At 74.2% G+C, this 15,746-nt stretch carries 8 protein-coding genes and 3 pseudogenes; 3 read left to right on the top strand and 8 right to left on the bottom strand.

Features of this window, described 5'->3' with window-relative positions:
* Nucleotides 1–65: 65 nt before the first annotated feature.
* The gene (locus tag AC3ET4_RS02020; RefSeq protein WP_431945166.1) at nt 66–476 is read right to left on the bottom strand and encodes a hypothetical protein; all 411 of its coding nucleotides are present in this window, start codon (nt 474–476) and stop codon (nt 66–68) included.
* A gap of 141 nt (nt 477–617) precedes the next feature.
* Nucleotides 618–1,205: a hemerythrin domain-containing protein gene (locus AC3ET4_RS02015; protein WP_431945164.1), complete on the bottom strand. Its 588-nt coding sequence runs from the start codon at nt 1,203–1,205 to the stop codon at nt 618–620.
* 189 nt (nt 1,206–1,394) lie between these two features.
* On the opposite strand from AC3ET4_RS02015, the pseudogene AC3ET4_RS02010 reads away from it, so the two are divergent.
* Both AC3ET4_RS02010 and AC3ET4_RS02005 read left to right on the top strand, forming a co-directional pair.
* Nucleotides 1,395–1,754 (top strand): annotated as a pseudogene (locus AC3ET4_RS02010) (PAS domain-containing protein); the annotation flags it as partial.
* A gap of 60 nt (nt 1,755–1,814) precedes the next feature.
* Nucleotides 1,815–2,906 (top strand): annotated as a pseudogene (locus AC3ET4_RS02005) (SpoIIE family protein phosphatase); the annotation flags it as partial.
* A gap of 114 nt (nt 2,907–3,020) precedes the next feature.
* Here the strand turns inward: AC3ET4_RS02005 and AC3ET4_RS02000 are convergent.
* Together AC3ET4_RS02000 and AC3ET4_RS01995 are read right to left on the bottom strand one after the other, a co-directional pair.
* Nucleotides 3,021–3,449: pseudogene (locus AC3ET4_RS02000) on the bottom strand (ATP-binding protein); the annotation flags it as partial.
* Nucleotides 3,450–3,517: 68 nt separating this feature from the next.
* Nucleotides 3,518–4,615 (bottom strand): baeRF2 domain-containing protein, encoded by a 1,098-nt coding sequence (locus AC3ET4_RS01995; RefSeq protein ID WP_431945162.1) that lies wholly within the window; start codon nt 4,613–4,615, stop codon nt 3,518–3,520.
* A 397-nt stretch (nt 4,616–5,012) separates the two neighbouring features.
* On the opposite strand from AC3ET4_RS01995, the gene AC3ET4_RS01990 reads away from it, so the two are divergent.
* Nucleotides 5,013–5,402, top strand: a complete 390-nt coding sequence (locus AC3ET4_RS01990; protein ID WP_431945160.1) for an STAS domain-containing protein — start codon at nt 5,013–5,015, stop codon at nt 5,400–5,402.
* 72 nt (nt 5,403–5,474) lie between these two features.
* Here AC3ET4_RS01990 and AC3ET4_RS01985 read toward each other — a convergent pair whose 3' ends face one another.
* The 4 genes from AC3ET4_RS01985 to AC3ET4_RS01970 form a co-directional block, all read right to left on the bottom strand.
* A complete protein-coding gene (locus AC3ET4_RS01985; protein ID WP_431945254.1) occupies nt 5,475–6,002 on the bottom strand; it encodes an NUDIX hydrolase family protein in 528 nt (175 codons plus the stop codon).
* A 287-nt stretch (nt 6,003–6,289) separates the two neighbouring features.
* Nucleotides 6,290–7,243 carry a fatty acid desaturase family protein gene (locus tag AC3ET4_RS01980; RefSeq protein ID WP_431945158.1) on the bottom strand — a complete coding sequence of 318 codons (954 nt, stop codon included), beginning with the start codon at nt 7,241–7,243 and terminating at the stop codon, nt 6,290–6,292.
* Nucleotides 7,233–8,156 carry a pyridoxal-phosphate dependent enzyme gene (locus tag AC3ET4_RS01975; RefSeq protein ID WP_431945156.1) on the bottom strand — a complete coding sequence of 308 codons (924 nt, stop codon included), beginning with the start codon at nt 8,154–8,156 and terminating at the stop codon, nt 7,233–7,235. The genes AC3ET4_RS01980 and AC3ET4_RS01975 overlap by 11 nt, the downstream gene beginning before the upstream one ends.
* 88 nt (nt 8,157–8,244) lie before the next feature.
* Nucleotides 8,245–15,660: a non-ribosomal peptide synthetase/MFS transporter gene (locus tag AC3ET4_RS01970; protein ID WP_431945154.1), complete on the bottom strand. Its 7,416-nt coding sequence runs from the start codon at nt 15,658–15,660 to the stop codon at nt 8,245–8,247.
* Nucleotides 15,661–15,746 lie beyond the last annotated feature (86 nt).

Below are 15,746 nucleotides of genomic sequence, written 5' to 3'. Positions count from 1 at the left end.
CGTGAAGTACGCCAGGCCGACCGCGATCAGCCCGAGTGTGCCGACGAACAGCGTCCGCATGATTCTCACCTGCCCTTGATCTCGCACCGGTAGGGCTGCTGCGGCACCGGCGTGCAACCGGCGGCGCTGACCTTCCAGCCGGTGGGGAAGTGCGCGAGGAACAGGGTGTCGCGTTCCAGGACCACCCGCGCCTGCCCGCCGTAGACGTCCACGTGCCGTACGTCACCGGCCTGGGGCAGCTCGGCCCGCAGGATCGCCTCTTCGCACGGCTGCTTCGCCGTCTGCTCCAGCTCGTCGCGGGTTGTGGGGGCGAGCGCGGAGCACAGCGCCCCCGACCGCTGGTCGCTCAGTGCCCGCTCGAAGCTTTCCGCGACGGTGGAGGCCGCGTCCTGCCGTTCGGCGAGAGTGCCGCAGGCGCTCACCGCGGCGGCCAGCGCGACGGCCGCCGCCATCGGCGCGTGACGTCTTCGAGGCATCGCGCCTCCACGGTTCGGACGGGCCGGACCGCCCTCCCGACGTGTCCCTTGCGGTCGGCTTCCCTCCGGTGCGCTTCCCAACCCTGGGCCGGACCGCCGCGGGGGCGGGCCATGACCACTCCGGCACGCCGCGCAGGGCTCTCAGCGACGGTCGCCGGCCGCCGCGACCGCGTCCTTGACCCGGTCGAGGAGCGCGGCGAACGGGCCCGTCATCCACTGGGCCGTCGTCGAGCCCGCGACCTTGGGATGCGGATGCGTGGGCGCCATGGCGAGGACCGACTGCAGGTGGTAGCCCATGGTGCGCAGCTGGTCCCGGTCACAGCCCGCGCGCACGGCCGGGAACTCCTCGCGCTCCTCCCGCTCGGCGTGCGCGATCACGGCCCGTTCGAAGGAGCCGATCCTCGTCGTGAACGCGCCGCTGTCCACATCCATCGTCTCGAGTTCCGCCAGTGCCTCGCTGAGGGCCTTCTCCTCGGCGTTGCGTGCCGCGACCTCGGCCGCACCGGCTGTGCGCTTGGCCACCGGCCGCAGGATCATCTCCTCGGCGGTCTCGTGGACCGCCAGCGTGGCCCGGAGTTCGTCGAACCACTGCTGCCTCTCAGCGCCCCGCGTCCTCCTGACGTTCGAGAACAGATCACGGATGTGGGCGTGCTGCTGCAGCAGGATGCGTACGACGTCGCCGCCGGGGAGTTCGTCGGCCTGTGCGCGTTCGGCCTTCGCGTCGCTCATGGCTTTCCTCCCACTCGCATACGGGCTCGGTCCGCTCCCCGAGCCCGTCCGAAGGGACGCCTGACCGCTGTGGGCCGCCCCAAACGGGACGTCTGCCCGGCGTCGGCGACCGCGGGCGCCGACGCCGGGCGGCCGGCGCACGGCGCTGCTAAAAGTTTGTTCAAAACTGGATCGAGTCTATGGTGATGAATGGTTCAGCTTTTCCCTCTGGCACGTCAGCGTGCTGGGACGTGGTTCGTGATGAGCAATGACGGGACACCGCCCGAGACCGTGGCCGGCACCGGATCCCCGCGGACGGCCGCCGTGATCGCGGCCGCCGTCGACGAGCGTGGCAGGTTCACCGCGTGGAGCCGCGAGGCGCAGTCGCTGCTCGGGTACAGGCCTGAGGACGTCCTCGGCAGATCCGCCTTCGCCGTGCTCGACGCGCGGCTGCCGCAGTCCGCCCGGTGGCATCTGGCCCGGGCGCGGGCGTGGAGGGCCAGGGTGGTGCTGCGGGACCTGGCCGGCGATCCGGTCGAAGTCGACCTGCGCGCCTGCCCGCTCATCGACGCGGAGGGCCGCACGCAGTGGTTCATGGAAGCCGTCGCCCCTCCGGAGAGCGACGGCGCGGCACGCGACCTGCAGCGCAGCCAGCTCCAGCGGCGGCTGCCCTCGCATCTGGCCGTGGAGACCGCTGCCCGCTATCTGCCGGCCGATCCCCAGGCGGGCGTGGGCGGCGACTGGTTCGACGTCATCCCGCTGTCCGGCGCGCGGGTCGCGCTGGTCGTCGGCGACGTGGTCGGCCACGGCATCCACGCCTCCGCCGCCATGGGACGGCTGCGTACCGCGGTGCGCACCCTGGCCGACGTCGACCTGCCGCCCGACGAGCTTCTCGCGGAGCTCGACGACCTGGTCCTCGAACAGGTGCGGGAAGGCGCGGAGGGCGTCGGGGAGATCGGCGCCACCTGCCTTTACGCGGTCTACGACCCCGTCACCCGCCACTGCGTCATGGCCAGCGCCGGCCATCCCCCGCCGGCGGTCGTCACCCCTCGCGGGCTCGTCGACTTCGTGGACGTGGAGCCCGGCCCGCCCCTGGGGGTGGGGGGTGTGCCGTTCGAGGCCACTGAGCTGCAACTGCCCGAGGACAGCCTGCTGGTGATGTACACGGACGGACTCGTGGAGGACCGTCACCACGGCATCGAGGAGGGCCTGCGGCGCCTGCGCGGGGCCTTGGAGGACCCCGCGTCCTCACTGGACGCGGTGTGCGACACGCTGCTCCGGCGACTGCGGCAGCAAGAGCACGAGGACGATGCCGCCGTGCTCGTCGCCCGGCCCCATGCGCTCGGGGCCTCCCACGTCGTCACCTGGGAGCTTCCGCACCGGCCGGCCGCGGTGGCCGACGCCCGTCGGCGTGCCGCCGGTCAGCTCGCCAGCTGGGGCCTGCCGGACGCGGTTCCCGCCACCAAACTGATCGTGAGCGAACTGGTCACGAACGCCATCCGCCATGCCGAGGCGCCGATCCAGTTGCGCCTGATCCACAACGGGACACTGATCTGCGAAGTGTCCGACGCCAGCAACACCTCCCCGCACCTGCGCCGTGCCCGCGTCCTCGACGAGGGTGGCCGCGGCCTGCTGCTGGTCGGCCGTCTCTGCCACCGCTGGGGCACCCGCCACACCCCGACCGGCAAGACCATCTGGGCGGAGCAGTTCCGGCCGTCGTAGCACCCGCCGTGCCCGGCGTGCCCGCCTCGCGGACGCGCGGGTCCCGGCCGTGTCCGTCAGGCGACGCGATCCCCGAGCGCCCTTCCCTCGGTGCTTCTGTGAGGCCGCGGTGGCCAGTTCCGCCCAGTGCAGGGCGCGGCCCGTCTCGATCCGGTCGCCGTGCGCCGAGGCGACCTGGTGCACGATCAGCAGGCCCCGGCCGTGTTCGCCGGCTCCGCAGCTGGCCGCCCACTCGCCCTGGGACGCGGCGGGTCCGCCGTCGGTGACCTCCACGCGTACCTGGCCGGTGTCGTCGTCGCGGTCGAGGCGCAGCGTGATGGGCGGCCGAGCGTACTCGATGGCGTTGGTCACGAGTTCCGAGACGACCAGCAGGATCTCAGCGGCTATGGCGGGCGGCACGTTCCAGCGCCGCAGGAGCTCCCTGGAGAGCTCGCGGCCCCGGGCGGGCGCGTCGGGCTGATGGGAGAGCGTCCAGCGTCCTTCCACGGCCGGCTGCTGCTGTGGCTGACGGCCCGGCTGCTGTACCGCGTCGACGGTCGGCATCCTGCCCCTCTCGTTGTACTCATTGGTACAAACGCATCCCGGGCGGCGCCGATTCCGCACCCGAGGCCTCACTGGGGTGGTACGCCGGCGTCGTCGTCGTGGAGCAGGACACCCATGCCGTCGTCCAGGGGGAGGGTCCGGCGGGGCACGACCACCAGTTCCGCCCCGGTCTCCGCGGCGGCCCGCAGCAGGGCGGCACCGGCGGGTTCCTCCCGCACGTGTGTCACGCCGAAGGTGTGCAGCTCCGCCGCCGACTCCGCGATCTGTGTGGCCTCGGGTCCGGCCCACAGACGCTCGGGCAGCGACGCCGGGTCGTTGACCAGGACGGCTGCCGCCCGCGCGCGCCGCAGTGCCGTCACCGTGGCGGCGGTGCCCTCGCAGCCGGCGCGGTCACGGGCCCGCTGCGCCAGGTATGCCTCGAGCCGGGCCTGGTCGGCGGCGTTGAGGCGGCTGCCCAGCTCGTGGGAGAGCCGCTCCTCCAGCAGGGCCCGGTCCCAGGTGCCCCCGTGGTCGCGGCCCCCCACCGTGACGAGGTTCTTCCTGAGGTGCTCCGGCAAGCGGTCGACCAGGACATCGGACACCCAGGTGTCGCCGGGATCCCGTCCCAGCACGAGGACCTCAGCGCCACCGCGTTCGGCCAGGTCGGCCAGATCCCGAGAGAGCTGGGGGGCGGTCTGCTGCCACTCCTCCAGCGGCACGGTCTGCCGCACCGCCAGGTCCGTGTCGATGCGTCCGGCCGGCCAGCGCTCGGCCTGGGCGGCGAGCCGGACGCTGTCGCCGTCCTCGGCGCGGCCGATGAGAAGTGCCAGGTACGGGAGGTCCGGAGCGCGCTGCAGCACCAGCGGCAGGGCGTCGGGGAGGGCGTCGACGCTGGCCGTGTCGTGTGGGGGAGGGGCGGGCAGCTCCTCGGCCAGCACGAGCTCCCCGCGGGTGGCGAACAGGGCCTGGCCGTGCCGTCCGGGCAGGTCGTCGTCGATCCCCACCGCGGCGTGCAGGGCATGGACGGTGGCGGGGTCGGCGCCGTGGGCCGTGAGGTCGTCACGCAGCCGGCGCCAGCGCGAGGCGATGACCCTGTCGGGTTCCGCGATGTCGCGGGAGGTGTCCAGGTAGGTGCTCGCCCACGGGCCCGGCCGGCTGTACAGCGGTTGCAGGAAGGACAGCTTCATCTGGGTGCCTCACAGACTTGGGCTCCCGCGGCCGGGGGCGGCGGGGACATGCGCGGATCGGTGCGGGACGGCGAGCGGAGGCGGTGCCTCCCTGAGCGTGCCCGTACCCGCGCGGTCACGCCCCATGCACGCGGGTGTGGCCGGCCCGCCCCGGTGCGGTGACCGGTGGCCCCTGGGAGGGCGGAACGTCGGCGGCCCGGCAGGGATTTACGCACATTTTGTTGGCATATGCTGGATATGGGTATGGCACCTGTAGGGCGCCGGCCCGAGCAGCCCGGAGTGCCGCACGAGCGGTGGCTCCGGGTTCGGCGCAGATGGAAGCCCCGAACAAGCCCTGCCGGGCCGCTCAGCCGCGGCCCGCGAGGACAACGCGTACGGCCGCGGGAGGTGGGAGACGATGGATCCGCTGACGGTCTCATCTTGTCATTGCGACGGGTGGCCCGTGGTGGAGGTGGCGGGCGAACTCGACATCTCGACCGCGCACCTGCTGGGCGACCACCTCGAGGACGTCATCGCCGTACACCGCCCGGCGCACGTCGTCCTCGACCTGTCCCGGCTGGAGTTCTGCGACGCCAGCGGGCTGAGCGTCCTGGTCTGGGCGCACCACGCGGCCGACGGCCGCGACGGCCGGTTGCGTCTGGTCTGTCCCGAGGGGTCGACCAGACGTCTCCTGCGGATCACCGAGCTGACCGAGGTCATACCGGTCCACTGCACCCTCGAGGAGGCCCTGGCCGCCGCGGAGGCGGAGAGAACGCCGGCCGCCACCGCGGCGCCGTCCCGAGCGTGACCGCGACGGCCTCTGCGGCGGCCGCGGTGGCCCGTGCCCGGCCCGGTCGCCCGAGCCGGGTGCAGGCGGTCCTCAGGAAAGGCAGCCGACGTGCGCCAGGGCCTGCCGGAGCAGGACGCCCTGGCCGCCCTGCATCTCCTGCTGCAGTTGGGGCGACGACGCCTCCTGCGGCGTGAACCACACCAGGTCGAGGGCGTCCTGCCGGGGGTGGCAGTCACCCGCGACCGGGACGACGTAGGCCAGGGACACGGCGTGCTGCCGGGGATCGTGGAAGGGGGTCACGCCCAGCGTCGGGAAGTACTCCGCGATGGTGAAGGGCTGCGGGGAGACCGGGACGCGCGGCAGCGCCATGGGCCCCAGGTCCTTCTCCAGGTGGCGCAGCAGCGCCTCGCGGACCCGCTCGTGATGGAGCACCCGCCCGGAGACGAGGGCGCGGCTGACGCTCCCGTCCGGACCGATGCGCAGGAGGAGACCGATGTGTGTCACCTCCCCGCTGTCGTCGACCCGCACGGGCACGGCGTCGACGTAGAGGATCGGCATGCGTGCGCGGGTCAGCTCCAGGTCGTCCGGAGACAGCCAGCCGGGCGTGGTTTCGGTCATGTCGGCCATCGAGTGATGGTACGCGGAGAGAACGCCCGCGCGGGGGTGATCGGCGGCCCGCGCCACGAACCCGTTCGAGGCGCGTGAGCGGGCGCTTCCCCTCGTCAGCGACACCGCCCGGGACACCGCCCGGGACCGCCCGGGACCGCTCGGGCACGGCGGGACGACGGCCGGACGGCGGCCGGACGGCGGCGGGGCGTCCTGGGCGGCGGCCCCCCGCCGCGGGCGCGGCCGCCGCCGCCCGGCCCCCGCCGCGGGCGCGCATCGGTGCCGTCGTCGACCGGGGGCTACGAGTCCGCCGGCCGGTTCCTCAGCGCCTGCCAGAGGAGCCGGTAGAAGTCCGCGTAGCCGCGCTCCACGTGCACGGCGAAGGCCCTCGTCTCCTCGTGCCGCTCGCCGAGGCGGTTGATCGGCACCGTCATCGCCGCGTGGTGCTCGATGTGCAGGTTGTTGCCGTTAGTGAACCAGGTGCTCAGCCGGTTTCCCTTGATCGACCGTGTGTTGCGCAGCACGTCGGTCGTCTCCGGGTCGCACAGCAGGTGCTCCGGAAGCTCGACGAGGAAGTGCAGCGGGACGGCGAGCAGCAGAGGGAGCATCCACAGCCGCAGCACATACCCGCCGTGGCCGAGGACCGTCAGGACGACCGCGCCCAGCACCGCGGCGCCCAGCAGGATGTGCTCGGTCACGATGCGCCGCCGCATCGCCGGCGCGATCTGCCCGAAGGCGTAGGTCCAGCGCCCCGTGGCGGCGCGTACGACGTCCGCCGCGACGGCGCCCAGACGCGGGTAGTCCAGCAGCCCGCGCAGCAGCGCCCGGAAGGTCAGCGGTCCCCGGGTGTCGAAGCCGAAGAACTCGGTGTCCTGCGGGGTGCCCAGGTAGCGGTGGTGCTGCAGATGGCGCACCCGGTAGTGGCTGTAGACGACGAGCAGCGGCATCCCCAGCGGGACGCCGACCAACCGGTGGGGAAGCGCGCGCCGGAATGCGGAGTGGTGCAGGCACTGGTGCTGCAACTCGACGGCGTGCGTGAACATGGCCGCCAGCAGCACGATCCCGGCACCTGCTGCCCACACGTCGCGCCGCAGCGCGAGCACCGCACCCACGCAGACGAGGGCGGCCAGGACGGCCAGCTTGCCGAGGAAGACGCGCTCGTCGGCGGCCGTCACCTTCAGCCGTGTGAACAGCACGGCCGGGCCGGCGGGCGGGTGGTACTCCACTTCGGGGAGGAGCCGGTCAACGGCCACTGAGCACCACCACGTGGGTGCCGGGCGCCAGGCCCTCGGAGCGGGCGGTGCGGAGCAGCCCGGCGAGGGCTACGGCTCCGGCGGCGGTGGGAAAGGCCCCGAATTCCGTTAGCGCGTCCCTTGCCTCGCACAGCTCCCGGTCGTCGGCGCCGAGGACGGTGCCGCCGGTGGCAGCGATCGCCGTCATGGCCTCGTCCCCCTGGAGGGCGTGCCAGTTGACCAGCGGCTGGTTGTGGTCGGTGGTGGTGACGGACTGCGGGGGCAGCGGCCGGTACGGGCCCGGCCAGCAGGTCACCATCGGGTTGTTGCCGGCCGATCCCACGCCGTTGACCACGGTGTCCCAGCGAAGCAGCTCCAGCCGTCGCCTGACGCCGATCACGGTCGTGCCGTTGCCGACCGGCAGCCAGATCGCCGCAGGCGGTTCGGGCAGCGCGGCACGCAGGGCGGACACGACCACCCCGTGCCCCTCGAACACGGCCTCGGCGTAGGGGCCGTCCACATTGCCGTCGACCCGGTCACCGCGGGCGGCGAGCCGGCGGGACTCGTCCACGGCGTCCTCGTAGGACCCGTCCACCAGGAGGACGCGCGCTCCGGCGGCGCGCATCGCCTCGCCGCCGTCGCTCCAGCCGGAGGGGAGGACGACCGTGCACTCCACGCCGGCGGCCTGGCAGGCCGTGGCCATGGCCCGGCCGTAGTTGCCGCAGGTCGCGATGGTGACGTGCCGGTGGCCGTCGGCCACGGCACGGGCCACGACGGCGCGGGCGGCGGGCTCCTTGTGGCTTCCCGAGGCGTAGCGCGTCTCGTCCTTGACCAGGACCCGGCCGTCCGAGGGGATCAGGGCGGAGACATCGACGAGGGGGGTGCCGAAGGCGTCGGAGGGGGCTTCGGTCGACGGTGGTGCTGCGGTGGACATGACGGTTCCCTCTCGGGCGTGGTGGGGTGTGGTGGTGGGATGTGCCCGCCGGCGCCCGGCATGGCTGCGGGCACCGGTGCGCGGGGTGTCAGGCGCGGGCCGTGACGAGCTGGGAGTCGGCGTGGGCCTGGAGGTCGTCGAGGTCGCCGATCTCCGCCGGGGGCAGGGCGTCGGGCAGTTCGTCCTCGATCAGGCGCAGCCGTGCGTCGGCCCAGCCGCGGGCGGCCCAGCCCAGTTGCAGCAGGCCGCTGACGACGACGAGCAGCGCGAGCCCGCGTCCGGGGCCGGTGCCGAGCAGCACTCCGACCGTGCCCGCCAGCGCGCCGCCCGGCTCCAGGAGCGGCGTCACGAAGTGCTCGGCCAGCGGGCCGACGACCAGATAGCCGAGCGGCATGGTCAGCATCATCAGCGTCATGAACAGGGCCAGGACGCGCCCCTGGAGCTCGAGGCCGACCTTGGTCTGGACGAGAGCGACCCAGTGTCCGTCGGCCAGGGACTCGCCGAAGGCCAGCAGGAACATCCCGGCCACGATCAGCGGCGGGCAGGCGAAACCGGTCATCGCCATCGCCAGGCTGGCCACCGCCATGGAGACGAGCATGCCGTGCGCTCTGCGGGCCGTGCCGCCCCACAGTCCCATCACCAGGCTGCCGCACAGCCCGCCGACACCCCCGGCGCCCAGTGCCGTGCCCAGTACCAGTGGGGACTGCTCGATGAGCAGCATCGGTGTGATGACCGCGAAGCCGAGGGTGTAGAAGGCGTGGTCGACGACGAAGAAGCGCAGCGCCGCGCGGAGCCCGGGCCGGCGGGCGACGTAGCGCCAGCCGCCGGTGAGCTCCCTGCCGAACGACTCGTCGCGGCGGCGGAAGAGGGTGTCGGGAAAACGGACCGCCACGAGTGTCACGACTCCCGCCGCGAAGCTGCACACGTCGATCAGGAGCACACCGGGGACGCCGATCACCCCGATCAGCCCGGCGCCCATCATGGGCGCGGACACCGTGCCCACGCCCACCCCGAGCTGGCTGATGCCGCCCGCGTGCCCGAGGTACCGCTTGGGCACCAGTTGGGCCACCGCGGCCAGGTAGGCGGGCCGTTGGAAGGCGCCCGCGACGGACGTGACCGACACGGCCAGGTAGACCTGCCACATCCGCAGGCCGCCGCCGAGGACGAGTAGGCCGAGCGCGCCCATCGCCAGGCCCGCCACCGCGTCGCTCGCCAGCATGATCATGCGGCGGTTCCAGCGGTCCGCCATCGCGCCGGCCAGCGGCCCCGCAAGGATGCCGGGGAGCATGCCCACCGCGTTGACCACGGCGAAGTCGGTGATCGAACCGCTCTGCCGGTAGACCCAGATGCTCAGGACCATGGTGCTGAGGCTGCTGCCGATCATCGACAGGAACTGGCCGAGGGCCACGACGGCGAACCGGGACAGGCTCGGCCTGGCGCCCGCCGTGGCCCTCGCCTGCCGCCGGGGCAGCCGGACCTTGTCGGGCTGCCCCTCGGCGCCGTCCTGCCCGGAGCGCTCTGCTCCGGCCGCGCCGTCCTGGGGCGTGCCGCTGTCGACCCGCGCGCCGTCCACCGGGGCCGGCTGTTCGCACCGCCGCTCGACGTGCTCCACCAGGGTCCGGGCCAGCGGTGCGGCGTGGGACTTGACGAAGAAGTGGCCCGCCTTCGGGAGCACCGCCAGGGACACGTCGTCCGCGAAGTGCTCCCACTCGTGATAGCGCTCCTGGTAGAGCTCGGTGACCCGGTCCCGGGAGCCCACCACGCTGAGGACCGGGGCCCGCAGTCTGGGCGTCGCCGTGTTCTGGTATGCCCTCGTGTAGAACTCCTCGGCGTCCCGGGCGTCGTGCCGCACGTTGCGCAGCACGAACTGCTCCTGCTCGGGGTCGTCGAGTTCCGTGAAGCCGCCGCGCGCCCGCAGGTAGGAAAGGTACTCCCGGTCTGAGGTGAGCCAGTCGGTGGGCACCAGCCGGTGCAGCCAGTCGAAGAAGCGCCCGGGGAGCCGCGCTGTGGGGAAGGCCGCGCCGAGGCCGACTCCCACCACGTCGATGCCGGCGGCCTCCGCCTGGCGTGCGATCTGCAGCGTGACGCCCGTGCCCAGGCAGTGCCCGTAGAGCAGGACGGGGCCCGGCACCGCCCCGAGTTCCGCCACCACCCGGGACGCCACCTCGGCGCCCGGGAGCAGCGCGTCGTCCGGCCTGCTCATGTCGTGGCCCGGCAGCTCGACCGCGTACAGCCCCCACTGCGGCGGCAGTTGCTCGGCCAGCGGCCGGTAGGCGACGGCGCTGCCGCCGGAGAAGGGCACCGCGACGACCGTGACGCCGCCCGCGCCCGGATCCGCCTCCCGCGCCGTGAGCCGGTGCAGCAGCGGCGCCGGCTCCGTGGCCCGCCCCTCGCCTCGCTGCTCGCGTTCCGCGCGGTCCGCGAGCAGCGCGGCGAGCCCGCGCACGGTGGGCGTGCGGTAGAGCTCCACCAGGGCCAGGCCCGGATCGATCCGCCGGACGGCCCACAGCGCCGCGAAGGAGTCCCCGCCCAGCGAGAAGAAGCTGTCGTCGATGCCGATCGCCGTCTCCCGCACTCCCAGCGTGCTCGCCCAGACGGCCGCGATGCGCTGCTCGGCCGCGTTCCGGGGGGCGGTGCGCGCCGGGGCGTCGGCGGCGTCGGGCGGTGCGGGCAGGGCGCGCCGGTCGAGCTTGCCGTTCGGGGTGAGCGGCAGCCGCGGCGGGAACACCACGCGCGCGGGCACCATGTGGGCGGGCAGAGTGGTGCCCAGCGCCTCACGCACCGCCGCTTCGGTGAGCCCGGCGTCCGGAGCCGTCACGACGTAGCCGACGAGCTGGGCGGACCCGGAGGGCAGCGTGTGCACCGCGGCCGCGGACGCCGCCGCCCCGGGCAGCGCGCCGAGCGCTGCCTCGACCTCGCCGAGTTCGACCCGGTAGCCGTTCACCTTGACCTGGTCGTCGAGACGGCCCAAGAAGTCCACCGTGCCGTCGCGGCGGTAGCGCGCGCTGTCCCCGGTCCGGTACATGCGCGCGCCGCCTGCCGTGCCGCCCAGGCCGCCTGCCGCGTCCGGAGCGTACGGGTCGGGGACGAACCGCTGCGCGGTCAGTTCCGGCCGCTCGTGGTAGCCGGGCGACACCCCGGCGCCGCCCAGGTGCAGCTCGCCCACGACACCGGGCGGCACCGGCTCCCCGAACGCGTCCAGGACGTACACCCGGTTGTTGGGGAAGGGACGGCCGATGGGCAGCGGCGCCTCGGCCGGAAGGTCGTCGACGTCCCCGTCGAAGTAGACGTTGTCGACCGTGACCTCGGTGACGCCGTACGCGTTGACAACCCTGTTGCCGGGGCCGACGAGGCGCTGCGCCCGCTGATACTCGCGTACCTGCCACTTCTCGCCACCGCCGATCAGCAGCCGCACGAAGTCCAGGCGCTCCCCGGCCTGTTCGGCGTGGGCCAGCAGCGCCCGCAGCACGGCCGGCACCAGTTCGGTGCACTGGACCCGCTCCGTACGCATGAGCGCGTAGAGCTCCGCCGGGTCCAGCAGCGTCTCGCGCGGGACGACGACGAGCCGGCCGCCGGTGCAGTGCGCGCGCAGCGTCTCGCCCACGAACATGTCGAAGGAGAAGCTTGCGGCCTGCTGGTACGTCCAGTCCGGGTCGAGGTCGTAGGCGCGCTGCCACATGGTGGCGGCGTGCACCAGGTTCCGGTGGGTCACCACCACGCCCTTGGGGCGGCCGGTGGACCCGGAGGTGTAGATGACGTAGGCCGGGTCGTCCGGTGTCCCGACGGGCTCCGGGTCGGTGTCCGCCGCGGCGTCGAGCAGCGGGGCGTCCCGGTCGAGCGCGAGGACGGCCGAGCCTGTGGGCGCGTCCGGGGCGCCCGCGAGGTCGAGCCGGGTGACCAGGGCCACCGGGCCGCTGTCCTCGAGCATGTAGCGCAGCCGCTCGTGCGGGTATGCCGGGTCCAACGGCACATAGGCGCCGCCCGCCTTGAGGACCCCCCACATCGCCGCGAACAGGTCGATCCCGCGGTCCAGGCAGATCGCCACCCGCTCGCCAGGGCGCACGCCGCGCTCACGCAGCACGTGGGCGACGCGGTTCGCCCTCCGGTTGAGCCAGTCGTAGCTGACCGTCCGCGAGCCCGAGGTGAGGGCGGGCGCGTCCGGCCGGCGTGCCACGCAGCGCTCGAAGACCTCCGACAGGCCGCGCGCCGCGGGGATCTCGGCGGCGCTGTCGTTCCACGTGCGGAGGACGGTGTGCCGTTCGGTGGCCGTGAGCAGGGGCAGCCGGCCCACCTCGGTCCCCGGGGCGGCGGCCGCGGCGAGGAGCAGGGTCAGCAGATGGCCCACGAAGGCCTCGACCCTTTCGGCGTCGAAGAGTTCGGCCGCGTAGTCGACGGTCAGGACCGGGCCGTCGGCCGGGAAGTCCAGACCGATCGCGAGGTCCGCCACGGTCGCGGCGGGCGCCTCGTCCCCGGCGTACGCCACCAGCGGGTCACGCGGCGCCGCCGTGTTGTGGACGGTCACGCTCACCCGGCTGAGCGGGTCGAGCCGGCCGCCGCCCGGGCGCCGTACCGCCGCCGTGATCTCGGGCAGCGGCAGCCCCTGGTGCTCAAGGTCGCGCAGCACGGCGTCCCGCACCCGGGCCAGCAGCCCGGCGAACGTCGGACGGCCCGTCAGGTCGCCGCGCAGCGGCAGGATGTCGAGGACGGAGCCGACGACGCGGTCCAGCGCGGGGTCCTCCCGTCCGGCCACCGGGGCCAGCACGGTCACGTCGCTTCGGCCGCTGTATCTGCCGAGGACGACCTGCACAGCCGCGAGGACGACCATGAAGAGGCTGACCCGGTGCTCCCTGGCGCACGCGTTCAGCAGGGCGAGCGACGCGGGACCGAGGTCGCGGGTGACCCGTCCCGCACGGTGGGTCGCCGCGGCGGGACGCGGCCGGTCCGCTGGCAGCTCCAGGTCGAGGTCCGCGCCGTCGAAGCGGTCGCGCCAGTACGCGGTGAGGGCGGCGTCACCCGAGGCGGCCGTCCGCCGGCGAACGGCCTCCGCGAGGCGGTCGGGGCCGGTGCGCCGCGGCTCACGACCCGCGTTCAGGTCGTCGTACACCTCGGCGAGCCCGTCCCCGAGCACCCCCACGGACCAGCCGTCGAAGACCAGGTGGTGGACGGCGAAAAGGAGCTCGTCCCCGTCGGGCGTGCGCACCAGCACCGCGCGGGCGACCGGGCCCCGCTCGAGATCGATCGGCTCGCCCACGATCCCGCGGCGCTCCTCCGCCGCCCGCGCCCGGGCCGCCGCCGGTTCCAGGTCCCGCAGGTCGATCTCGCCGAAGGGGATGGTCGCGGACGGGTCGACGGCCATCACCGGCGTGTCGTCGCGGTAGGGGAAGCGCGACACCAGAGCGGGGTGGCGCGCGGCCAGTTCGGCGAGGCACCGGGGCAGCAGTTCGGGACGGACGGGCGCCGCCCAGCGATAGCGGATGCCCAGGGTGTGAACCGGAAGTTCCGGGCTCACCTGCTCGGCCATCCAGAAGTCGCGCTGCAGAGCGGTGAGCGGGACCTGCGACGGCTTTCCGGCCGGCAGCTCCCCGCCGTGTCCCTCACCGTGCTCCTCGTCCTCGCGGGCGCCCAGGGTGGGCGAGGAACCCGGGGCACCGCCGGCGGCACGGACGGCGGTGGCGACCTCGGCCAGCGTGGGCGCCGCGTAGAGCGCGCTGAGCGTGAGGTCGACCCCGTGCGCGTGCCGCAGCCGGCTGATCATACGGATGGCGGAGAGCGAGTCCCCGCCGAGGGCGAAGAAGTCGTCACCGGGACGGATGTCCCCGGCGCCGAGCACCTCCCGCCACACGGCGGCCACGAGCGCCTCGGGCGAACGGTCCCCGGCGCTGTCCGCCGCGACCGGGGGCACCACCGGGGCCGCGGTCGCCGAGGCGGCCAGCGCGGCGCGGTCCACCTTGCCCTGCGCCGTCAACGGGAAGGCCGGGTGGACAAAGAGGACGGCCGGAACGAGGTAGTGCGGCAGGCGGGTGGCCAGCTCACGGCGGATGGCGTCGGTGCCCGGCGCTTTGTCCGCGGTCACGAGGTGGGCCGCGAGCCGCGGCGCGCCCGCGCCGGTGTCCACGAGGACGACGGCGTCCGTGACGCCCCGCACCGCCCGCAGCGCGCTCTCCACCTCGCCCGGTTCCACCCGGAAGCCGCGGATCTTCACCTGGTGGTCGAGCCGGCCCAGGTACTCCAGGCCGCCGTCCGGCAGCTGCCGCACCCGGTCGCCGGACAGGTACTCGCGTAGTCCGTGCGGTCCCTCGCGGAACCGGTCCTCGGTCAGTTCCGGGCGTTCGAGGTAGCCGGTGGCCACTCCGGCGCCTCCGATGCGCAACTCGCCCGGTTCGCCGGGCGCCGCTGTCGTGCCGTCCTCGGCGACGACCCGTACGGCGACACCTGGCAGCGGAGTGCCGATGGGCACCGGCCCCTCGCCCGTCCAGGAGGTCAGGTCGGCGGCGGTCGCCACGACCGCGGTCTCGGTGGGCCCGTAGGTGTTGAGCAGCCGCACCCGCGTGCCCACCCGCGCCTCCCAGCGGGCGACCGCCTCGGGATGGACCGCCTCACCGCCGATGATCACCGTGCGCACCGTCGGGGGGAGCACCGCCTCGCCGCGCGCGAGCGCGGCGACGAGTTCGTGCCAGTAGGCGGTCGGCAGATCGAGGACCGTGATGCCGAGCCCGGCGCAGCGGTCCAGAAAGACGTCGGGACGGCTGATCATGTCGTCGTCCCGGACGACGACCGCGGCGCCGGCGGCGAGCGGGGGGAAGATCTCCTCCACGCTGGCGTCGAAGCTGAGGGACGCGAACTGCAGCACGCGGTCGACGGGGGAGAAGCCGTAGCGTTCCCCGGCCGCCCGGCAGAAGTGCGTCAGCGCGCGGCGCGGTACCACCACGCCCTTGGGCCGTCCCGTCGAGCCGGAGGTGAAGATGACGTACGCCGGGTCCTCCGGGGCCAGCGGCGTGCCCGGGACGGGATCGGCCCCGGCGGCCGCGTCCACCGCGAGCACCGGCGTCCCCGCGGGCAGGGAGGGGGCGAACCCGTCCGTGCCGCCGGGCGGGACCAGCACCACCCGGGGCGCGGCCTCCTCGAGCATGACCGCCACTCGCGCCGCCGGGTATCCCGGGTCGAGCGGCAGGTAGCCGGCCCCGGCCCGCAGCACCGCCAGCATCGCCACGACCGCGTCCCGGCCCCTGGGCAGGCACAGGCCCACCAGGTCCCCCGGGCGCACTCCGTGCCCCCGCAGGGCCCGCGCCAGCGGGGTGACGGCGGCCAGGAGCCCTGCGTAGGAGGTGGTGCCCGCGGCATCGACGACTGCCGGGGCGTCGGGTGTCCGCCGCGCCTGCTCCTCGATCGCGGCGAGCACGTCCGGCGGCGCTGCCCCGAGGACGCTTGAGGTGGTGTCAGCGGTGTCAGCGGCTGCCGCCGCGCCGCCCGGCGCGGCGGGGACGGCGGCTGGTGTGGCTCGCACGCGTTCTCCCTGGTGCTGTCCCTGCACTGCGGCGGCCCCGAGCGGAACGCCCCGGCGAATGTGCGGCACGCACCCGGCCGCGGTGT

The organism is Actinacidiphila sp. bgisy167, from assembly GCF_057707665.1.
This window is presented reverse-complemented; position numbering and strand designations above follow the sequence as displayed.

Excerpts from the sequence above, each read along its gene's own strand:
- AC3ET4_RS02020 (WP_431945166.1), bottom strand. The coding sequence starts at position 476 with ATGCCTCGAAGACGTCACGCGCCGATGGCGGCGGCCGTCGCGCTGGCC.
- AC3ET4_RS02015 (WP_431945164.1), bottom strand. The coding sequence starts at position 1,205 with ATGAGCGACGCGAAGGCCGAACGCGCACAGGCCGACGAACTCCCCGGC.
- AC3ET4_RS01995 (WP_431945162.1), bottom strand. The coding sequence starts at position 4,615 with ATGAAGCTGTCCTTCCTGCAACCGCTGTACAGCCGGCCGGGCCCGTGG.
- AC3ET4_RS01990 (WP_431945160.1), top strand. The coding sequence starts at position 5,013 with ATGGATCCGCTGACGGTCTCATCTTGTCATTGCGACGGGTGGCCCGTG.
- AC3ET4_RS01985 (WP_431945254.1), bottom strand. The coding sequence starts at position 6,002 with ATGACCGAAACCACGCCCGGCTGGCTGTCTCCGGACGACCTGGAGCTG.
- AC3ET4_RS01975 (WP_431945156.1), bottom strand. The coding sequence starts at position 8,156 with ATGTCCACCGCAGCACCACCGTCGACCGAAGCCCCCTCCGACGCCTTC.